Raw genomic sequence first — 20,247 nt, 5'->3', positions numbered from 1 at the left:
ACCCGCCTTAGCGCCCCAGCAAGGAGTTCCCCGTGCAAGCCCTTCCCCGGCAGGTTCTGATCACCGCCGCAGCCTTCAGCGCCCTGGCGATGACCTCCGCCTGCGCCGGGCAGGACGACCAGCAGACCCCGGCCGCCGGCTCGGTCGAGGTGTCACGGTCACCCGAGGAGGCCCCCACCCGCACCGCGTCGCCCAGCGCTTCCGGCTCCTCCTCCACCGGCCCCTCCGCATCGGCCTCCGGCCGCGTATCCGCCTCGCCCTCGGCGTCCGCCTCCGCATCTGACAGCGCCACCGGCGAGACCGCCGGTGGGGCCAGTGGCTCCCCTGCCACGGCGGCCGCACCGGCCCCTGCCGCACCCGACTTCCCGGTGCCGGTCGAGACCGGCGACGCCACCCAGCTCATCACGGTCGAGGCCGGCGGCTCCTACGCCACCGTCACCGCCTGGGCCAAGAGATCCTCGGGCTGGAAGGCACAGTTCAGCACCAGTGCCGCCCGTGTCGGGTCCAACGGCGTGACCGACGGGGCCACCCGCCGACAGGGCACGTACACCACGCCCACCGGCACCTACACCATCACCGAAGGCTTCGGCAACGAGGCGGGCGGCACCGCCATGCCGTACCACCGGGTCACGAACGACGACTGGTGGGTGGAGGACCCGGAGTCGAAGTTCTACAACTCCATGCACGGCGAAGCCGGCGCGGACTTCCCGCTCACCGAGTCCGGCGACCTCGGCAGCGAGCACCTGGTCAACTACCCGGTCCAGTACGCCAAGGCCCTCGTCATCAACTTCAACCGGTGGCCCGCCACGCCCGGCCGCGGCGCCGGCATATTCCTCCACGTCAACGGCAGCGGCGCCACCGCCGGCTGCGTCTCCGTGCCCCGGGCCACCATGGACCGCATCATGAGCTGGATGACGCCCGCGGCCCACCCCCGGATCGCCATCGGCTGACCGCGAGCAGCGCCGCCGAGCCGCCGAAAAGCACCGCCGTGATCAGCAGCCAGCGGGGCAGGAAGACGTCCGTGGACATGCCCGTGCCGCGGGCGTAGCGGTCCGCCACCCGGCCGGGAGGGTCACGAGGCCACCGGCGCGCAGTACATCGGCCGCCTTCTCGATGTCACTGGTTCCTGCCATCACCCTCGCCATCCTAGTACTCCAGCCGTAGATCGTGATCTTCATGTCTGGGATGCGGCTTGTCGCCGGTAATGGCTGATGCGGGACCGGGCTTGATGGCGGCGTCGCCAGTCGGACCAGCCGAGCCAGTGGGTTGCGTCGTGGACCGGCCGGACGATGAGCGTGATGAACAGGCGCTGGATCTCGTTGCAGGACAGCGGGACCATGTCGGCCGGTGCGGGGCGGTGTGTGTGTTCGTCGGCGCGGACGACGGCGAGGAAGGTGTGCGCGAGCATGCCGAGAGTGACCCAGCGGGCCCAGGAAGAGTAGCGGCGGACCTGGTGCTCGTCGAGTCCGGCCAGTCCCTTCTCGGCCTGGAAGGTCTCCTCCACCCGCCATCTCGATCCGGCGACCCGGACCAGCTCGGTGAGCGGCACCGGCAGGGGTGAGAAGCAGCGGTAGTAGGCGAGTTCGCCCGTGGTGCGGTTGCGGCGGAGCAGCAGCTGATGGTGGCTCGGACCGGGGTCGGCCAGGTCGATGACCGCCCAGTCGTAGAAACGGTGCCCCTTGGCTCCTCTCCCGGCGGACACCTTCTGCCAGGCCCGCTTCGGCAGCCGCTTGACCAGGCGGTCTGCCCGGAACTTGCCACCTTTGGTGGGGACTTCGGCCGAGCAGGCCACGGCGAGGACGTAGCCAATGCCGCGCTCCTCCAGAGCCGCCCGCAGTGTCGGGTTGCCGCCGTAGACCTCGTCACCGGTGACCCAGCCCATGCGGGCCAGGTCCGGCTTGGTCGCGAAGGGGGTGTCCTCGCCGAGCCCCGCTGCCCGGCAGCGGTCCGGGTCGCCCGTCCAGGAGCGCGGGATGAACAGCTCCCGGTCCACCGCCGCGTGTCCCCGCTCGCCCGCGTAGACGAGGTAGACGGCGACCTGGGCGTTCTCGATCCGGCCCGCGGTACCGGTGTACTGGCGCTGGACGGCGACGGTGTGGATGCCCTTCTTCACGTCGCCGGTCTCGTCGACGACCAGCACCGCGGCCTCGTCATGGAGGTGCTCGACGACGTATTCGCGCACGTCATCACGGACGGCGTCGGCGTCCCAGACGGCCCGGGACAACAGATGCTGCATGCCGTGCGGGCCGGCCTCCCCGGCCCACTCGGCGATCGTCCAGCAGTTCTTGCGCCTCAGGTCCGACAGCAGACCCAGCACCAAGTCCCTCACCCGGCGCCGGGGCTCAACCCGTGCGAACCGGCCCGCGATCCGGCCCATGGCCACCTCGAACGCTTCCCGCCACCGGACGGGATCTATGCTGTGACCTGCGGCCACCACATGATCGTTTGACTTCACACGCCGATGATCAACGGTGGCCGCACTTTTATCTCAGCCGCCCGGCAGATCTGGTCGTTGATGACGGTTCGAATGTCTCCTCGCTGCACCGCTCGTGCCTGCGGTGTGCCGTCGCCACGGCGTTAGCGTCGATGGCACCAGGTAGCTTGCCGGGCGTGAGTATGTGGATCTACTTTCAAGGATTCGAACCCTCCGGGCTGCCCGGGGACGTGGCGGGCTTTGAGGCCCTATTCGATGTGGAGTTCGACGAGCTGCGCCGACGGGTCCGGGCAGGAGACTCAGTATGGCTGGAGAGCGGCTTCTTCCAGCTGAACGAGCTTTACTGGCCCCGGTCGGAGCCGGGTGGCGACCGGGAGCTCCCTGTCTTCGGTGGCCGGCACATACCGGACCCCGGCGGCGGCCCGGGCCATGCGGTGCTCGGGCCACCGGAGGTGGCGCGAGCGGCGGCGTACCTGGAGGGGGTCTCGTTCCCGGACCGGTGGCAGGAGTGGCGGCAGCTGCCCTCGTCCCAGTCGGATGAGGAGATGCGGGAGCGCCTGGCTCAGTACCACGAGGACCTACGAGCCTTCTACGGCAGGTCGGCGGAGCAGGGCTGGGCGGTGGTCAAGCACTTCTCGTTCTGACCCGCCCGGGATTCCAGGTCAGTGGCCGCTCATCTGGCCAACTGAAGCACCCAATCTCCCCCATCACCAGCAAGATCACGATCTACGGCTGTAGTACTAGATGGTCGGCGACCAGCGACCGTCCTGATCGTTTTCGGCGCCGACCACGGTTCCGGTGATCCCCGGAGCTGGTCACGATCGACTGGTGGTGCTGTCGGCCGTGCCACAGATCCCTATAGGGACTGTCTCTTTGAACTGTCCGCGAGATTGCCGTGCTCGTGATCGAGTCCTGGGTGATCAATGACGACAGTCCTGTGAGTGTCTCGTCCGAGATGGTGCTGGGGGCACTTCGGTCGAGGATCGATCGACAGCAGGCAGGCGTGAGACATGGCTGACCAGTTCGTCTGGACGATCGCTGGCTTTCGTGACGAATGCCGAGCGCGCGATGGTGGTGCTGCTCGAAGAGGAAGGCGATCCCGGCGAGCACGCCGTGGACCCCGGCGCTGAGGGCTCGAGCGACGGGTATCGTCCTCTGCAACGGGCAGGACGACGTGCCCACCTTGAACGGGCTGCCCTCCACGGCCCTGACCACGACGCTCCGTTCGCCGAGAGAGCGCAGCGTCTTAAAGAGCGTTTTGTCCTGGCCAGGGCGTTTGATAACTGGCGCGATGTTGGCCGCTTTGGTCGGCCCGTGCCGGCGTGTGAGGATCCGCCCGTGGAGTGTGATGTGTGCGGGCGGTCGATGTGGCGGTGGCCGGTGCCACCGACGGTCTGGGAAGTGGAGATCTGGTCCTGTTCCTAGTGCCATGCGGCCACCCATGTGGGCGGCGAGTGGTTCGAGATTTCGCGACCGCCGTATCTGCCTCTGGGGATGCGCTGGGAGAAGGCCGTCGCGGATGGCCTTGCCTCTGGTGTCTGCCACGCGTTCGGCATTTTCGACACGACGCTGTGCGGCATTCAGGAAGCCGGCATGTCACCGTCCGACTACTTGTGGCTGCCGGAACGGGAAGATGCGTGCGGCGCCTGTCGGAAAGCGGCGAGTCTCATCGATAGCCGCTGGCCGCGGTCGATGAGGAGTGAGGATGCGCGGGTCAGCGTGGCCCGGCGGCTATGAGTCCTTCCAGTTCGGAGTCGACTCTCGGGTGAGCCTGCGGCTCATCAGATCGATCATCGCGAGGTGGACCATCGCTTCGGAGCGATGGGGGTGGGTTTCGTAGTCGTGGGCGAGGCGACGGTGGTGCATGAGCCATCCGAAGGTCCGCTCGACGACCCAACGTCGCGGAATCACCTTGAAGCCCTTGTGAGCGGGGTCGCGGCGGGTGATTTCGACGTCGATGCCGAGGCGGGCGCCGTGGTCGATGACCTTGGTGCGGTAGCCCGTGTCGGCCCACGCCTTCGTGGCACGCGGATGGTCTGCGGCGATGCTCGAGAGAACCTGAATGCCGCCGACGTTGTCGGAGACGTTGGCGGCTGTGACCAGCACGGCCAGGAGGAGGCCGAGCGTGTCAACGCCGATGTGCCGTTTGCGGCCCGCGATCTTCTTGCCCGCGTCGATGCCCTGGCCGGCCGCGGGCACATTGGCCGAGGTCTTGATGCTCTGGGCGTCCAGGACGCAGGCGCTCGGCTCGGCGTCGCGGCCTTCGGCCTCTCGGACCAGTCGCCGCAGGAGACCGTTGAGCTGGTCGAAGACCTCGTCCTTCTGCCAGGCGGCGAAGTAGCCGTAAACCGTCTCCCATGGGGCGAAGTCGTGCGGTAGGTACCGCCAGGGGATCCCGGTCCGGTCGACGTAGAGGATGGCGTCCATGATCCGGCGCAGGTTGTGTTCGGGCGGTCGGCCGATGTCCAGGCCCTTCCCTCTTCGATTGGCCCGCCATGCTGTCAGAGTTGGTTCCAGCAGTTCCCAACGGGCATCGGACAGGTCACTCGGGTACGGCCGCTGTCGGCGAGGCATGTTTCGGTAGTACCGATGCCAGCCGTCCCGCCACAGGGCGCAAACAGGCGTGACCGGGGGCGTGTTGGGATCAGACAGGAGCGAAGGGACCGAAACGGCCCCTCGAAGGCCGTCACCCGTCCCATCTGCCACAACAAGCGTCTACCGCCTCAGCCGGCCCGAAGCGGTCCGTCACCTGAACTGCAATGAAGCACCCCCGTCGGGACAAAACGCTCTTTTAGGCGGTGTTTTAGAACTTGCTGATCCGCCTGGTTGGCCGTCCGGGGAAGTCGTGGGCGGCCATCCAGATGGTGAGGTCGCGGGCGATGTCGTTGATGCTGGTCACCGTGGTGACCTCGTGCTCGTTACAGGTGGTGTGGCGGCGGATGATCTCGTAGCCGCCTTCGTCCAAGACGGCCACTGAAGCGAATCAGACGGGGTCGTCCTCGTCGGGCTGGACGACGACGACCGACCGCTGGCTGTACCTGGCCGACGCCCCGTCCGTCTCGCCGACGCCGACGCCGACGCCGTGCCCACCGAACGCGCCCCGTCAGCCGGCCCGGCGTGCTGTTGTGCCGTACCAATGTCGGCGTCATGGTCCAACTACTGTCCGGCGGACACCGGGTCGCGCTGGCCGGGGGAGAAGACAGCCTGCCCGCTCTGGCGCTGGCAGCCCGCGACCTCAAAGAAGGAAGCTGCACCACCCACCCCGACTTGGTGCTGTCACCACCTGGGACGATCTGCAGGACGACCCTGCCGACCGCGATCTGCAAGCCCTGGTCGACGTGGTCGACACTTACGGCGCGGATGCCATCCTGGCCGCCGTGGCGCATCTCGCGCCCGAAGACCAGTGCGAGGTAACCGTCTCCACCGCGCACCAGGCCAAAGGCCGGGAATGGGCACAGATGAAGATCGCCGACGACTTGACCCCACCCTCCGACGGGCCGCCGGACGGTACGGGGCAGGCAACCGTCCGCCGGATCGACGACAAGGAGGCCTGCTTGGCCTACGTAGCCGTCACCCGTACCCGGCACCGCCTCGACATCGGCGGCCTGTCCTGGGGTCAAGGAGCATCCGGAAGGAGCATCGGCCGGTTCTCAGCCTCCGCGGTGATGCCCGGGGCGGGTTCCTGGCTTCGGAGGCTCCGCGTGGAAGATGCACGGGGAGCAGCGGTACGGAATCGCAAGGGACGGGCGGCTGCCGCTGTCGGTGACGGCGCATGCGAGAAGCCCTCAATGGCAGCCCGCTGTCCACAGGAGGCCCCCAGCAGGCTTCTTGAGCTATGGACATCAGCTCGCCGGGTCCGGCTGGGGTTGCGCTGCAGGTGGCTGTCAGGTGCGGGCGCTCACGAGGAGAGTGCCGATGTAACCGTTCTTCGGGGCGTCCACGATCACGGCTGTGGCCGTGGTGAATCCGGCGCGGAGCAGGTGCCGCTCCCATACGGCGGGTTTGTAGCTGTAGCGGTAGGTGAACATCGCTCTACCTGCGAGCCCGCCCTTGTACATGCCTTGAGGGCCGTAGGCGCCCGGAATGGCCGGCGGCTGAGAGAACACGAACTGCCCGCCAGGGCTGAGGCGTTCACGGACCAGCGGGAAGAGACGGGACGGGTCGGTGAACCAGGCCGCGCCGAAAATGGAGTACACGGCGTCGTAGTGCGCCTGGGCGGCGGCGAGCCAGTCGAGGACTTCGGCCTGTTCGATGCGGACGCCGAGCGGTGCCCACCGCTGGCCGGCCAGCTCCACCATGCGGGGCGAGAGGTCCACTCCGGTGGCCTTCACCCCCTGCTGGGCGAGGTGGGCCAGGGCCCGGCCGGTGCCGCAGCCGATCTCCAGCACCGAACCGGGTGCGCCCAGGAGTTCAGGGCCTGGGCCGTGGCCGGCGTACTGCGTCCAGCTAAACGACGGTTCGGCCGCGGCGTCGAACACGCTGGCGGCGTAGGTGTCCCACAGCTCGGTCTCGGCGGGGATGTCGTGGGGTACGGGCACGGCTGGTCCTCTGGCCGCGGGTACGAGGGAGCCCCTGCCCAAGGGATGAGAGGGCAGGGGCAGACAGTAGCGGGGTCAGTGACTGTCGGGGACCTTGTTGTCGCACGGCGAGCAGTTCGCACCGCCGATCGCCCACAGTTCCTCATCGATGTCCCAGCCCTGGGAAGTGAGGAAGTCGCTGGTGCGCAGGCACAGGCCGTCGTTGCGACGCTCGATGAACAGGGCGTGGTGCTTGTAGCGGCCGCCGTTGCACAGGTGGCACAGACCCCACCAGACGGGTGTGTCGAGGATGAGCTAGTGGACGCCGATGTCGACGAGCTTGCCGACGCCGAGGTGGACGTCGGGGTTCTCGATGGAGCCCATGACATACATGACAGCGTTGCCGAGGATACGTTCGGCCATGTCGCGGACCATGGTGTTCTCGCGCAGGAACGCCTTGGTGGTTGCCGCGCTCTTGGGCACTGGAGTGCGTACGGTGCGCCGCCACGGGTGGCTGCCATCGCCCGGGCTCGCCATTGCCGTGGGTGGCGGCCACGGCCCGGCTCCGGCTGCGCCGCCGTGTCGTGGATCTCGTGTGCCTGTCGTGTCTGTCCGGTCGTGCGGTGGAACAGGCGCGTCGGGTGAATGGGGAAGCCCGGCGTGCGGCCCGACGGCTTCCCCATGATTCCGGCGGCATGGATCGCTGACACCGCGCCCCCGAGAACCTTCAGTTCCCGCCGAACACTGAAAGCTTTTCTACATTTTTGATAGTGAAAAGCTGACGTGGATGCGGAAGTTGCATGGATATCAGGTAGGATGGTGGCATGGGATTGCGCTTGGAGGAGTCGCTGCGGCTGACGGTGGCCGCGTTGATGCAGGTAACGGGTGAATCGCAGCGGTCGGTGGCGGGGGTGCTGGGGCTGACGCAGACACAGGTGTCGCGCCGTCAGTCGGGTGCCGTCTCCTGGAGCTTGCGCGACGTCGATGTCCTGGCCGAGCACTACGGCATCGGTGCGCTGGATCTTCTGGCGGGCCCGACCAGAGCGTGCGAGGCGCTGCCCGCAGCCAGGCGCCGTACGGTGCGCGCCGAAGCAAGGGGGACGGACCGGTGAGCGACTTCGACGCGATCGATTCGCTCCTTGACGCCGTTGGCCCGCAGGCCGAACTCCCGCCCTGCAACGTGCGCCGCGAGCTACGCGAGCGCGCCCGGCTGTCCAAGGCACAGGTGGCACGCGCGCTCGGCGTGAGCCCCTCAACCCTCAGCGGTTGGGAAAGCGGCCGGGACCCAGCCGGCGAGATCCGCACCAAGTACGCCTACCTGCTGGACGGTCTGAACGCCAAGCTCGCCACCGAGACCGCCACCGAGACCGCCACCGAGTCGGTCACCGAGACCGAGTCGGCGCCGGCTGCGGAGCAGCCCGACACGTCAGGCACGGCCGCGACCGTCACCCCCTTGTCCTCGCCCGACCTCGGCCAGGACGAGGACAAGGACGGGGACGGGGAGGACGTGGAGCTGCTCGTCGCCCCCGAGCCCTGTGTGCTGTGCGGCCGTCCGGCCGGACAACGCGTGGCGGGGTTCGCTCAGCACCTGACCCCAGCCGACTGCCGGCCCACCGCCACCGGGGCCCCGGCTGCCCCGCCGGCCGGACAGCCCACCGCGCACACCTCGAAGGCGCCACCGCGCACGACACGTCCGGCGCGTGCGACCAAAGGTTCCACGCGTGCGACCAAGGGTTCCAAGGGCCCGGCCCGCCACGCGTTCCAGGAGCCGTCCGGCCCGGTCGACCTGATCCGCGATGCCGTGCAGGGTGCGCTTGCCGAGCACCGGGGCGATGTCGACGCAGCCACAGCGGTGCTGGTGAAGCGGGCCATCCCCGACGCGATGCGATGCGACTTCTCATCTCGACGTCACCGATAGTTCGCATCTCGATGTCATGCATCTTTGCTGGTCAGGGCACAGAAAAGTAGGGACATCAAGTGAGAAGCCTTGGTGACATCATGTGAGAAGCTCCAGCGCACTTAAATGAGAAGGCCACAAGGAATGGAGCTCTGACCTGCAGCTCTGCTGTTTGATCTTAGGGTGAGCGCTTTGGGCGGTGCATGAGGCGCGCCTCGGTGCGAGTGATCGGACACAAAACCCGCCTCATTGACCGACCCCCACGCAGGTAGGGGAGTGTGATGCGGCTGGACGACGAGGAGGTGTCACCGCGGACCGAACGTGCGTCCGGAATGGTTTACTCATTGGCGTATTTAGAGATCAGCAGGTCATTCTTGGCTCGCTTCATGTGAGTTGTCCGTGCTAGTGAGAGCCGATAGGGGCGACTGAAGGCCGACGGCTTGCGGTTCCGAGCTGTCGGATGCAACGTCTGAGCACGGTTCGAGCGCCTTTGTCGGCTGTCTAGTCGGTGGGTACCTCCTTGATCTTCTGACGTCGGCTGAACAGGCCGCGGCTTTCCACGTCGTAGCCGAGTCGACGCATGGTGCGGTTGGCTGGGCCTTCCAGCTTGGTCCAGCGCTGTGACGCAGCTACCACGGCATCCCGCAGAGCCTTGCGCGTCCCGGTGGGGACAGGGTCGGCAAGCTTCCCCATGGACTGAAGTGCAGATTGGGCTGCGGTCTGGCCTGTCGCCAGTAGCGGCAGCATCACTCTCTCCACGAGGCGTCGACGGCAAGGGCTGCTGCTGATATGAGCCTCCTCCCACAGCAACAGCACGGCGTCGCGTGCGCCTTGATTGGTGGATCCTTCAAACCGGGCGATCAGCACGTCGGCTGCCGCGGAATCCGGAAGCCGTGCCCAGCCCAGGTCGTCGAGTACGGTGCGGGAAGGGGTGCCTGGACCGGATGTTCCAAGCAGCGTCTGCCAGAAATAGGCCCTGTCACCGGCCGGCAGCTGATTGAGCTGCCCACCCGCTATGCGAACCATGGCCCGGTCGGGAGCGGGGTGCCCGCTGCGCGTCAGCGGCTTCAGGATCGTGATCAGATCTGCGGCAGACGGACGGCTCAGTTGGATCCACGCCGCCAGGGCGGGTCCCTCATGAGCGGGATGCGCGAGGGCGAAGGCGTGCATCGACTGGGCATCCGGCAGGGGACGGAGTTTTGTGCCGCTGGGCAGCTCCCGGATGCTGTGGCGGGCGGTGAGGCTGAGCAAGGTCCGGTTGGGCTCGGCAATCCAGGAGCATTCGTCGAGGGAAGTGAGAAGCGTCTGGACCTGTTCCTGAGACAACGGATGCCGACCATGACGGTCGAAGCCGTCAAGACACTCGACGATCATTGCGTTGAGGTAATGCTGCAACGGTGATCCGGAAGCCGGGCTGTCGACGTCGCCGGACCGGAGCGTGTGGACGAGAGCTGCGGCCTCGTGGCGCAACACGGCGGCGTTGTCCAGCAATCCGTTGTCGGCGAAGGGCCGAGCCGCTGACAGGATGCTGCGCCGCTCGTCGGCTTCGTCGTCGGTCTCGGCGAACCCTTCCAGGTCATGGATGACCACTTGAGTGAGGTCATAGCGGTTGTCCGCTGGCCGATCGCCAATGACCCGCAGACAGCTGGCAGCGATGGCGTCGACGTGCTCACCGGCCTGGGGCTCGCTTCCTCTGGCGTCCTGCCACAGGATCTCCAGCAGGGGAGTGAGGCCGGAAGCCAGGGCGCCCGTGGTCAGCGCAGAATCCAGCGCCCCCAGCCACCGGGGCCATGTGGAGAAGGGACGGCGGGCCGTGCGGGAGAGCATAGTCACGGCCAGGGTGTCTTCGCGGACGACTGGGAGTTCCTCCAAGACATCCTCGATGAGCTGGTCGATGCGCGTCTTGTCGAGGTGCAGCAGCAGGTCAAGCACGCCGTGGGCGGCATGGGGGGCGTGTGCTGACCACGTTTGGAGAAGAGCCCGCAATTCCAGCAGCGCATCGTCTGGCCACACTGTTTCGGGGACACTGGCAAGAGCATCGTCGCCCGTTGTCGCTACAGCCGGCATCGTCCCGCCATCGGCTTGAGCGGCCTCTTCCGCGGCGTCGATGATCGTGCGCAACTCTTTGTTCAGCGCGGGAGCCAGTGCCGCCATCAACTGCTCAGCGTCGTCGGCCTCCAGACTCGACAGAGCCGCCCTTGCCTGTGCTGCGGCGCCTGACAAAAGGTGCCCACACAGAAGGTCTGCCACCCGCTCGGTATCCGCGGCCAGCGCAGTCGGCACGTCCTGCAAAATCGTCGCCACCAGCTCCGCATCCTCGTCTAGCGCCGGGTGGCGCAGTACCCGAGCTGCCAGCTGCCCCGCCGCGGCACCGCTGCCGGCCAGAGCAAGGCGCCACGCCCCACCGAGAACCCGCGCCGGCAGCTCATGCGGAATCTGCCTGAGTACGGGCGTGACCACTCCGAGAGCGGAGTCAGCGCGCTCCTGCAAGGCGATGCCGTCGACAGCGCAGGCGAGGAGAACCGACTGCGCCACGTTCCAGGCCTCCACCCCCATTGCCGCGCGGACTTGTTGAATGAGGAGAGAGAAAGCCGCAGACCGCTCCTCGGGTGACAGATCCGCCAACAACTCGTGCAACTGCCCCAACGCGGCGTTCTGTGCATGCTGCTCCAGCGCTTCGGCCGAGGCCGACGCCAGACCGACGACGCTGCCGGTCGTCTGCATGAAGATCAAATCCCTCTGCGGTCCAGCAACAATGCTGGTCCGGCCCAGATAGTCCAGCAACTGCTGGCCCTGGGCGATGCGCACCGCCTGCGCGTCCTCGGGATTCTGCGAGCCGTCGACGAGAGATTGGTCCACCGGCGTCTGCTGCCCGGCGTAGCCCAACGCCGCCTCACGCACAGATGGGGGGACATGAGAGCCTAGATCTGCATCATGATCTTCCGCCAGTGCGAGGACGAACTGCGGCATCCTGTGATCCAGCGTCAGTTCCCGCGCGAACAGTGGGAACTCCACCCGCAGGCACACCAGTCGGGCGATCTCGTCCGCCCGGGCGGCCACATCAGTCTCCAGCAGACCGGAAGCCTGCCTCAATTGTGCGAGCCGGTAGGTCAGAGCGAAGGCGTTGAGGAGCGCCTTCACCCGCCTAGGACTACGAACATGGGACGGGACGAGGATGCTCACGATGAGATCGACATCCACCTCTCCCCACATTCCGCCCCGCTTCGACACCAGATCCGCGGCGAAACGTGTCACCTGCGGCACCAGCAGGGGAGGCATGTTCACCTGGTACTGGAACACCTTGTCCAGATACCCGCTGCCGCTGCTGTAGTAGGGGTTGACAACGTCGGCTGGCGTCGCCTGCTCCAGGGCCTCGGTCAGAGCCCGTTCCAACACCTGTTGATCGGCCGCCACCACAAAGACGCAGCGGCGCACACCCAGAAAGGTCCGCAGTGCATCGAGAGTAGCCACCACATCTTTCGGCGCGCAGCGGTCCACCTCGTCGACGAATACCACCAACCGCTCTACCCGGGAGCGACTGACGAGCTTGTCGAAGATCCGCTCGAACTCCTCATCGCTGCGTGCCGCGTCGACTTTGTGCTCCGTCGTCAACGTCCGAGACACCAGGACACCGAGGGATGTCAGCAGAGCCGCCGGAGCTAGCCCTGCCCGGATCGCCTCGCCGGCCATAGAGGTAAACCCTGGCCAGAACGGGCCTTTCCTCAACTCCGCCAACAGAGCCACAGTCACCAACGACACCCCGCACACGAGGGCGAACATCCGCAGGTACATCCACAACAACTGACGCGCATGCTTCGCTGTGAACGAGAACTCCGCCGTGACCTTCCCGCTGTATAGGTGCGCATGGAACTGCGGGTCGGAAATACCGAGTTCGGTAGCAACAGCAGTGATGAAGTTCCGCCTGAGAGGGTTCTCGGCGTACTTGAAGGCGTCAAACCGAACGAACCGGATGCGGTCGCGGCGATCGATACGCTGTTTGAGCAGATTGGCGACTCCGCTCTTACCGGACCCCCAAGGGCCCCACACAGCAACGTTCGTGGGCGTCGGGACAGACAGCACAAGGTGCTGCAGTTGCTCAGCCACATGTAGGTGCGCGAGCCGGTCGTCCGCAGGGACGCTCACCTCGCTGTCCTGGATGAGATCTGCTTGACTGAGCCAGTCACCCATCGGTGTTGCCATCGTGCCCTCGATCCTTCTCACGCAGCACAACAGCCAACAGGAAACGCCTCAGGCGCCCCAAGTGGCCTTACAGCACCATAAGGCCACCCACCGACAGTCGGTTCCCTTGCGACCGTGCCACCCCCGCCCTGCCCCCGGGATCTGCGCCCAAGGCAGATCCCGGCACATCCGGCAGCCTCGGGACAGAGTCACCCGGCCCCGAGAGTGCCGAACACGTTGCGGCAGCTCTCGGCCTTGGCCCACAGGAACGAGGACAAACCCCGATGGGCAAGCCATCCGGGGGGCGTCGCCTGTACCCGTAGCTAGACCTCGAGCGCGTGAGGAAGACCACCGGGAACTGGGCGTCGTCGAGGCGGCAGGCCGACGCCTGGAAGAGCTCCTGCTCGGACCAGCTTCCGCGCACCTGGGCGCCGGTCCTCTCGTGGTCGTACCCCCTGCCCGGCTGCACCGCGTGCCCTGGGCACTGCTGCCTTCGCTGCGGGAACGAGTGCTGAGCGTGTCACCGTCGGCGAGCAGCTGGCTGCGTGCTCGCGCGACCGAGCCCCCGCTCAACGGCCGGCACGTCTTCGTCCGCGGCCCCGGACTGGCCACTATCGGCACTGAGGTGACCGACCTGGCCGACCGCTACGGCACCACCGCCTTGGAAAACGACGCGGCACGCGTCCCACGCATCCTGGAAGAACTTGACGGAGCCACGCTGGCCCACATCGCCGCGCACGGGACGTTCCGCGCCGACAGCCCGCTGTTCTCCTCACTTAGACGGTGTCTCGATTGGTGATCGATGCGGAGTCACAGCTCCCACCACTCACCCAGCTCGCCAGGCTCCCTGGTCTGGACGAAGGTGCGAATGAGGGCCCAGGCGCGATCGACAGCGACGACGCAGTCGCCACTGAACACGGCCAGGTGGTCCATGATTGGCACTTCCACGACCGCATCCGCTGCGGCGGTGCCATCGCCGACGAGTAGGAACGACTTCTCAGCAGCGTCGAATAGGTGGATGACTGCTTGATCGTCTTGGAAGCCCAGAGTCAGCAGGGGAAACTCGTCGCCCGGCAGGCGGACTTCTAGATATCCCTGGCCATGCGAGCGCAGCGCGGTGAAGCGATCGGTCAGATCCGCAATGTCGGAGCTTCGCTCAGTCGGGGAGAACTGTCGCGATTTGGGGTCCGTTGCTGTCCACGAGACGTCCACCCCTGCAACCTCCTGTTGCCTAGCATCCTGCTGGGCACTCTACGAATGTGCTGATCGGCGAAGGCGCCGGTAGCAGATCAGGGCACTGGCGATGCCAACGAAGGCGAGGAAGTGGCCGGCCTTGCGCTCGTAGCGGCGGTGCAGTCGACGGCATCCGTTCAGCCAGGACATCGTCCGCTCGACCACCCAGCGGTGCGGGCCCAGGCGGTTGGAGTTCTCCACCCCGCGGCGGGCGATGCGCGGCACGATCTGCCGACGGCGCAACCAACCTCGCAAGTGGTCGAAGTCGTAGCCCTTGTCCGCATGCAGCCTGGCTGGGCGCCGGCGCCGGGGGCCAAAACGGGAGCGGACTGGCGGGATGCCGCGCATCAACGGGATCAGTGCCTGGCTGTCGTGGAGGTTGGCACCGGAGACGCCGACCGAGAGTGGTAGCCCGTTGCGGTCGCAGATCAGGTGAATCTTCGACCCGAGCTTGCCGCGATCGGTCGGATTCGGTCCGGTCAGAGGCCCCCTTTGACCGCCCGGACACTGACCGAATCGATTGCGCAGCGCGACCAGTCCAGCTCGCCGTTCATGCCAAGTCGGTCGAGGACCACACGGTGCAGCTTGGCCCACACCCGCGCCGTGGACCAGTCCGTGAATCGCCGGTGCACCGTCTGCCAAGAAGCGCCGAAGACCGGCGGCAGCTACCGCCAAGCGCAGCCTGAGGTGGCGACGAAGATGATCGCGGCCAAGACCGCGCGGTCATCGCACCGCCGCCGGCCTCCACCTTGGACGCGTACCGGTGGCTCCGGCGCCACGTCCTGGAAGATCTCCCACAGCCCGTCCGGCACCAGTCGCTCAACTATGTCCATGCCCGGAGCAACGAGCTATCGCCAATCAAGACACCGTCTTAGAATGGCGGACGGCCCGCTCATCGCCCACGACTTCGACCGCCTGGACCGCAGCCCATATCGGATCGTCCTCTCCAGCTGCGACGCCGCACGCTTCGCGCCGGTCGGTGCGGACGAACTCCTCGGCCTGGTCACCGCGCTGCTGCCGCTCGGCACGGCGGGCATAGTGGCCAGCAGCGCACCGGTCAACGACAACGCCGCGGTTGATCTAATGCTGGCCCTGCACAAGGGTCTTGCCACAGGCCTGCCCCTGGCCCAAGCACTGCGTGACGCCCGCTTTGCCCTGCCGCAAGGCGCCACCCACCAAGCCGCCGGCTGGGCCTTCACAGCGTTCGGTGCGACGTGACGACAGCCGGGTAGGACGCCCCGGCTGAAGGCTGGTGCCAGAGCTGGGTGATCCAGACACCGCCACGGGGACGCAGCCGACGGCCTATCCAGTGAGGACGAGGGCTTCCAGGCCGCACAGTGGCCACCCCGGTCAGGAAGCGAAGCGGGCGGGTACCTCGCGTCCCGCCAGGAGCCGAAGGCTTCGGTCGACTGGGGTGGGTCGGGTTGCGGTCGTTGAGGCAGGGATGATGGGGGCGAGTGTGTTGTAGGGGAGGGGGTTTCGTTGTATCTGAGTCGTGTGAAGGTGTCCGGTCTGAGAGCCAGCGCCGAGGGGGAGATCGACTGCAAGATACCCGGCCGCTTCAGTGTCCTCATCGGAGCCAACGGGGCAGGCAAGACCACGGTCACCGACGCTCTCTACCTGGCCCACACCAGTCGCTTCCCGCTACTGCCGCGAATGAGTGCCGCCGTATTGCCCAGCGGCGGAACGCCCGGCATCGACGTGCAGTACAACCTCGAGGCGTCAGCCGATCGTGAGGGCCCCCTCGGCCAGTCCCTGTATCACCCGGGCCGCAGCAGCGCTGACGGCTCCGTCCAGCGGTGGTTTGCGGGCCTGCAGCGCCACCTCGGCACGGTCCGTGCCCGGGTCGAGTACAGCCAGATCCAAAACCCGGGACTGGGCACGGAGCCGTTCAAGTTCATCTACTTGCCGGCCTGGCGGCACCCCCTGGACGAGCTGGCCCGCCGCGAAACCCGCATTCTGATCGAGCTGCTGCGTGCTCAGCAGGAACGGCTGGACGGCAGCCGCAACTTGGTGTCCCTACGGGTGAAGGCGTCCCGTCTGCTGGAGGACCTGGCCAAGCACAGTCTCATCGAGACGGTCGAGGAACGCATCAGCAGCCACCTCGCCGCGCTCACCTCCGGCGTGCAACAGCAGTGGCCCTACGTGCGCGGTCAGGTCATCGACGACGCCTACCTCGCCCGTGTGCTGGAGCTGATGCTGGCCGTTATCGAAGGCCGCAGTGCCGCCCGCCCTCTGGAAGTCTCCGGCCTGGGCTATGTCAACCTGCTGCACATGGCCGTGACGTTGGCCGCGATACCCGACTCCACCCGGCGCGGCACACCGTCCACGCCTGCCTCTCCGGCCGAGACCGACGCCGAGGATGGCGATCTGACGGAAGCGGATGAGGAGCGGCTGGCACGTGAACACCAGGCACAGGCCGTCGCTGAGGCCGAGTCCGAGGCGGACTCATTTTTCCCCAGCACCCCCTTCCACGCCACTGTCGTCATCGAGGAACCCGAAGCCCACCTCCACCCCCAGCTGCAGCACGCCCTCGTGCGCTACCTGCGCAGGACCGTCCGGGAACGCCCGGAGCTGCAGATCGTGCTGTCCAGCCACGCCACCGACATCATCACCTCTTGCAATCCCGAAGACCTCGTCGTACTGCGGCGCACGGCAGACGGCCGTCGCGTGTGCCGGCAGATCGCCGCCATCCCGATGGTCGACCGTAAGCGGACCCTGCGCATGGCCCGCCTCCACATGGACGCCAGCCGCTCCGCAGCCCTGTTCGCCGAGCACCTGGTCGTCGTCGAAGGCGTCACCGAAGCGGCCATCCTGCGCGACTTCGGCCGTGCCTGGGCCGTCGGCGACCCCGCCAAGCAGTCCTTCATCGAGGCGTTGAGCATCATGTATGTAGGGACGAAGGTCGGAGCGTGGACATCCCGGTTCCTGGCCACCCGCAGGCATGAGATCTGCGCCCGGCTGGCGGTGCTGCGCGACAGCGACAAGCCGTTCGATCAGGACTACTCCCTGCCAGACTGGCTGAACCAGCACGACCCCGAGGTCGTGCAGGTCTTCATCAGCCACCCCACGCTGGAGCCGTCCATCACGGAAGGCAACGAGGAGCTCATCGCGGCCGCCCTGGCCGACATCGACGCCGATCCACTGCCCGACCCGCTCACCCCTGAAGCCGTGCACGAATTGTTCAAGAGCGCCCGCAAAGCCAAGGGGGAGATACCGGCCGTCCAGGCAGGACCGCACGCCGGCGACAAGGCGGCCTTCGCCGACGCTCTCGCCGTACACATCGCAGACGCCATCGAGGAAGGGCGACCCGTCCACGTCCCCGACCATCTGAGGCGTCTGTTCGACTTCCTCTATCCGCAGCCGCCCACCACCCCGGAGGAAGCGGCCGCGTCCGGCCAGGAGCCGGAAGCCACCCACGACAAGGCCGAGCCGGCCGATCTCCACGAAGACACCACGCCACCCCAGACGCCCGTACACGACGACCCGGCCCCGTCCGCCACCCCCCTGACCGACGGCGCTCAGCCCGCTCACCCGCCGGTCGCCCCAGGGCCCCGGCCGTGACCGCCACCGACAACACCACGGGAGGCCTCACCCGCGAACAGCTGATCGCCGCCGGAACACCGCTGCGGCGTCTCTACATCGAAGCTGCGCCCGGCTCCGGCAAAACCACCGTGGCCGCCCAGCGCTTCGGCATCCAGCGCTTCCGCAGCCCCAATGACCCGCGCGCCGTCATCGCCGTCAGCTTCACCCGCTCCGCGACCGCCGAACTCCGTGACCGCGTCCTCAGCCATTGGGGCCCCGCCGCCCTGGCATGGCCCCATCGCATCGTCACCCTCGACACCATCGTCTGCGACCTACTGACCCACCTGCTCCACACCGGTCACGTGCAATGGCCAGCAGGCCACCGCCAGCTCACCGTCATCGACCACTGGCGTGTACTCCTGGACACCTCGTGGACCCGGCGCGAACCCCTCGTCGTCCTGGACGGCCGGCAGGTCGTCACCCGCACCGTCACGCGAGTCCGCAACGAAAACCGTCCCGCCACCGCTGCGGTGAACCAGGCCCTCACCGAAGGCCTGTGCACCCACCAGGACGCCCGCCATCTGCTGGAAACAGCTCTCGACGACTCCGACATCCACGACGTGCTGCGCTCCCACCTCGCCGACACCGCACGCACACTCATCGTCGATGAAATCTTCGACGCCAACGCCCTGGACCTCGCCCTGGTCCGGCTCGCCGCCTCCGCCGGACTGGACGTCACCGTGGTCGGTGACCCTTGGCAGGCCCTGTACGGCTTCCGCGGCGCACAGCCCGACCAGGTCCCCTCCCTCATCACGCAAGCCGGCTTCATGCAGCGTGACCTGCGCACCTCATTCCGCTGGAAGAGTACCCAACAACAGCTCCTGGCAGATCAGCTCAGACAAGGGCACGGCGTCACCCTCAACCAGGGACATGCTGCGGATATTGACGTCCTGCTCGCCCTGCAATGGAGCCATCTGTGGGACGCTGGCCCTCTTGTACTGCCCCTGGCCTTCAGCTCAAACACCGGCCAGGCCCAGGAAGCAGCCTGCACACTCCTGCTCAGCGAACTCACCCAACGCACCTTCGGCGACCACGCAACATTTCACAATGACGCCCTGACCACCCTCGGCATCGACCAACAGGTGCTGGAGCGCATGCGACCACGCCTGAACGGCCTGCTCGATGACCTCTCCGGCACCCGAGAGCTCAACGCGCTGCTGACCGAGCTCACCGCGACCATCAAAGAAGAGACAGGCCGCCAACTGCCCCGACGCCATCCCACCCACATCGCTCGCCTGCAACACCTGCGCACCCGGCTCCAAACACCCAGCAGCCGTCTCGTGCCCGGACTCACAGCTCACCAGGCCAAGGGCCGCGAATGGGACCATGTCGGCGTACGCCTCACCCCCGCTGAGCAAGGAACCCTGCGCCAAGGACTCGACTCGCACAACGAGGACCACCGCAAGCTCTACGTGGCCCTCACCCGGGCCAAACGTACGACGGTATTGCTGCAGCCCGGCCCATCCTGACCCACCGCTCACGGAGCGGCAGACCGCGCCATATCGGCCCGGCCAGCACCTTTCCGCGGCAGCCGCACCCACCCCCTTGGGCGTCCTGCTCACGACGTCCTGGAGCAAGAACACCGCGTAGGCCTGCCGTTGCGGCGCCCAGATTCCCGTCCCGCCACCCCTAACAGCGTCATCGGGTCACCGGGACGCCCCGGTGGTGGAGGCCGGTCGAGGAACAAGGCGTCGCGGTGGACCTCTTCCCACGGCTACGTCACCTCGGACCGCCGGATGCCGGCACCTTGCCTACCGGCTGGACGGACCCTCACGTGTGTGGGGAAGGCTGCTCATGCACCTCGGGTCGAGGTACTCCCGCGGCTAGACCTCCATGCGTGTGGGGAAGACAGGCAAGCCATAGGGCTCCTGCGGCGGATGGCGGACAGACCCCCATGCGTGTGGGGAGGACCCTTAGCGACCTGCGTTTTTGATGATGGTCAGGCTGTACTTTACCCACCTTGGCTGAGCTGTAGTTCATCCTCGTTTGTGGAGTTGCCCGATGCGTGGGGGTGTGGCCGGACTCGGACGGCCTTCCGGCGCTCGGCCCACTCCGGTCAGGAATCCATGCGGAACTCGAGGCGCTGGGTGTAAGCGCGGGCAGGATGGACGCGGCGTTCATCCAGCCACCATGCGCAGGCCACCACCGGATCTTCCTCGGCAGGCGTCGCTTCGGAGGGAACGTAGGAGACAGCGAGCCGGCTTCGGCCGCGTGCAGCCTGCAGCGGGACCGGCACCCGCGGCCAGGTCGCTCGCCAGCCGTTCGCACCGCTGGGCACCCACACTCACCTGCTGCTCCAGCCATGTCCACAATGCCTCGTGAAGCGGATCGTCGGCATCCAGGCACTCCTGCAGCTCTTCCGCACGCACCAGGGCAGCCTGGCGGTGTGCCCGCTCCGCGTC

The 20,247-nt window shown here is 67.1% G+C and carries 12 protein-coding genes and 5 pseudogenes; 9 read left to right on the top strand and 8 right to left on the bottom strand.

Annotation, left to right across the window (positions count from 1 at the left end; all coding sequences use genetic code 11):
- The first annotated feature begins 32 nt into the window (after positions 1 to 32).
- Positions 33 to 950 carry a L,D-transpeptidase family protein gene (locus tag KBY32_RS13060; RefSeq protein ID WP_308293715.1) on the top strand — a complete coding sequence of 306 codons (918 nt, stop codon included), beginning with the start codon at positions 33 to 35 and terminating at the stop codon, positions 948 to 950.
- 224 nt (positions 951 to 1,174) lie between these two features.
- On the opposite strand, the gene KBY32_RS13055 is transcribed toward KBY32_RS13060, so the two are convergent.
- Positions 1,175 to 2,377 carry an IS701 family transposase gene (locus tag KBY32_RS13055; protein WP_210980332.1) on the bottom strand — a complete coding sequence of 401 codons (1,203 nt, stop codon included), beginning with the start codon at positions 2,375 to 2,377 and terminating at the stop codon, positions 1,175 to 1,177.
- Positions 2,378 to 2,610: 233 nt separating this feature from the next.
- On the opposite strand from KBY32_RS13055, the gene KBY32_RS13050 reads away from it, so the two are divergent.
- Together KBY32_RS13050 and KBY32_RS13045 are read left to right on the top strand one after the other, a co-directional pair.
- Positions 2,611 to 3,078: a DUF1877 family protein gene (locus tag KBY32_RS13050; RefSeq protein ID WP_210980099.1), complete on the top strand. Its 468-nt coding sequence runs from the start codon at positions 2,611 to 2,613 to the stop codon at positions 3,076 to 3,078.
- Positions 3,079 to 3,928: 850 nt separating this feature from the next.
- Positions 3,929 to 4,171, top strand: coding sequence for a hypothetical protein (locus tag KBY32_RS13045; RefSeq protein WP_247689417.1), 243 nt, complete (start codon positions 3,929 to 3,931; stop codon positions 4,169 to 4,171).
- Here the strand turns inward: KBY32_RS13045 and KBY32_RS13040 are convergent.
- The 4 genes and pseudogenes from KBY32_RS13040 to KBY32_RS13025 all read right to left on the bottom strand — a co-directional run.
- Positions 4,166 to 5,008 carry an IS5 family transposase gene (locus tag KBY32_RS13040; protein ID WP_210980098.1) on the bottom strand — a complete coding sequence of 281 codons (843 nt, stop codon included), beginning with the start codon at positions 5,006 to 5,008 and terminating at the stop codon, positions 4,166 to 4,168. The two genes, KBY32_RS13045 and KBY32_RS13040, sit on opposite strands and share 6 nt — an antisense overlap.
- Before the next feature lie 229 nt (positions 5,009 to 5,237).
- A pseudogene (locus tag KBY32_RS13035) lies at positions 5,238 to 5,468 on the bottom strand (hypothetical protein); the annotation flags it as partial.
- Between the two features lie 850 nt (positions 5,469 to 6,318).
- The gene (locus KBY32_RS13030) at positions 6,319 to 6,972 is read right to left on the bottom strand and encodes a bifunctional 2-polyprenyl-6-hydroxyphenol methylase/3-demethylubiquinol 3-O-methyltransferase UbiG (RefSeq protein ID WP_210980097.1); all 654 of its coding nucleotides are present in this window, start codon (positions 6,970 to 6,972) and stop codon (positions 6,319 to 6,321) included.
- Between the two features lie 75 nt (positions 6,973 to 7,047).
- Positions 7,048 to 7,401: pseudogene (locus KBY32_RS13025) on the bottom strand (hypothetical protein); the annotation flags it as partial.
- Positions 7,402 to 7,775: 374 nt separating this feature from the next.
- Here KBY32_RS13025 and KBY32_RS13020 point away from each other — a divergent pair.
- Entirely contained in the window at positions 7,776 to 8,063 is a 288-nt protein-coding gene (locus KBY32_RS13020) for a helix-turn-helix domain-containing protein (RefSeq protein WP_210980096.1), read from the top strand.
- Positions 8,060 to 8,869 carry a helix-turn-helix transcriptional regulator gene (locus KBY32_RS13015; protein WP_308293714.1) on the top strand — a complete coding sequence of 270 codons (810 nt, stop codon included), beginning with the start codon at positions 8,060 to 8,062 and terminating at the stop codon, positions 8,867 to 8,869. The genes KBY32_RS13020 and KBY32_RS13015 overlap by 4 nt, the downstream gene beginning before the upstream one ends.
- Positions 8,870 to 9,349: 480 nt before the next feature.
- On the opposite strand, the gene KBY32_RS13010 is transcribed toward KBY32_RS13015, so the two are convergent.
- Positions 9,350 to 13,048 (bottom strand): P-loop NTPase fold protein, encoded by a 3,699-nt coding sequence (locus KBY32_RS13010; protein ID WP_210980095.1) that lies wholly within the window; start codon positions 13,046 to 13,048, stop codon positions 9,350 to 9,352.
- Positions 13,049 to 13,385: 337 nt separating this feature from the next.
- On the opposite strand from KBY32_RS13010, the pseudogene KBY32_RS13005 reads away from it, so the two are divergent.
- Positions 13,386 to 13,808, top strand: a pseudogene (locus KBY32_RS13005) (CHAT domain-containing protein); the annotation flags it as partial.
- Positions 13,809 to 13,837: 29 nt separating this feature from the next.
- On the opposite strand, the gene KBY32_RS13000 reads toward KBY32_RS13005, so the two are convergent.
- Together KBY32_RS13000 and KBY32_RS12995 are read right to left on the bottom strand one after the other, a co-directional pair.
- The gene (locus KBY32_RS13000; RefSeq protein ID WP_210980094.1) at positions 13,838 to 14,239 is read right to left on the bottom strand and encodes a hypothetical protein; all 402 of its coding nucleotides are present in this window, start codon (positions 14,237 to 14,239) and stop codon (positions 13,838 to 13,840) included.
- A gap of 39 nt (positions 14,240 to 14,278) precedes the next feature.
- A pseudogene (locus KBY32_RS12995) lies at positions 14,279 to 15,093 on the bottom strand (IS5 family transposase).
- Between the two features lie 37 nt (positions 15,094 to 15,130).
- On the opposite strand from KBY32_RS12995, the pseudogene KBY32_RS12990 reads away from it, so the two are divergent.
- The 3 genes and pseudogenes from KBY32_RS12990 to KBY32_RS35835 form a co-directional block, all read left to right on the top strand.
- Positions 15,131 to 15,478, top strand: a pseudogene (locus KBY32_RS12990) (CHAT domain-containing protein); the annotation flags it as partial.
- A gap of 279 nt (positions 15,479 to 15,757) precedes the next feature.
- Positions 15,758 to 17,824 (top strand): ATP-dependent endonuclease, encoded by a 2,067-nt coding sequence (locus tag KBY32_RS12985; protein ID WP_210980093.1) that lies wholly within the window; start codon positions 15,758 to 15,760, stop codon positions 17,822 to 17,824.
- On the top strand, positions 17,821 to 19,314 hold the full coding sequence (locus KBY32_RS35835) for a UvrD-helicase domain-containing protein (protein ID WP_210980092.1): 1,494 nt from the start codon (positions 17,821 to 17,823) through the stop codon (positions 19,312 to 19,314). Before KBY32_RS12985 ends, KBY32_RS35835 begins: the two co-directional genes overlap by 4 nt.
- The last annotated feature ends 933 nt before the right edge of the window (positions 19,315 to 20,247 follow it).

This window comes from Streptomyces sp. RK62 (genome assembly GCF_018070255.1).
GTDB classification, from domain to species: domain Bacteria; phylum Actinomycetota; class Actinomycetes; order Streptomycetales; family Streptomycetaceae; genus Streptomyces; species Streptomyces nigra.
Note: the sequence above shows the minus strand (reverse complement) of the source record. Positions and strands in the feature narration are given on the sequence as shown.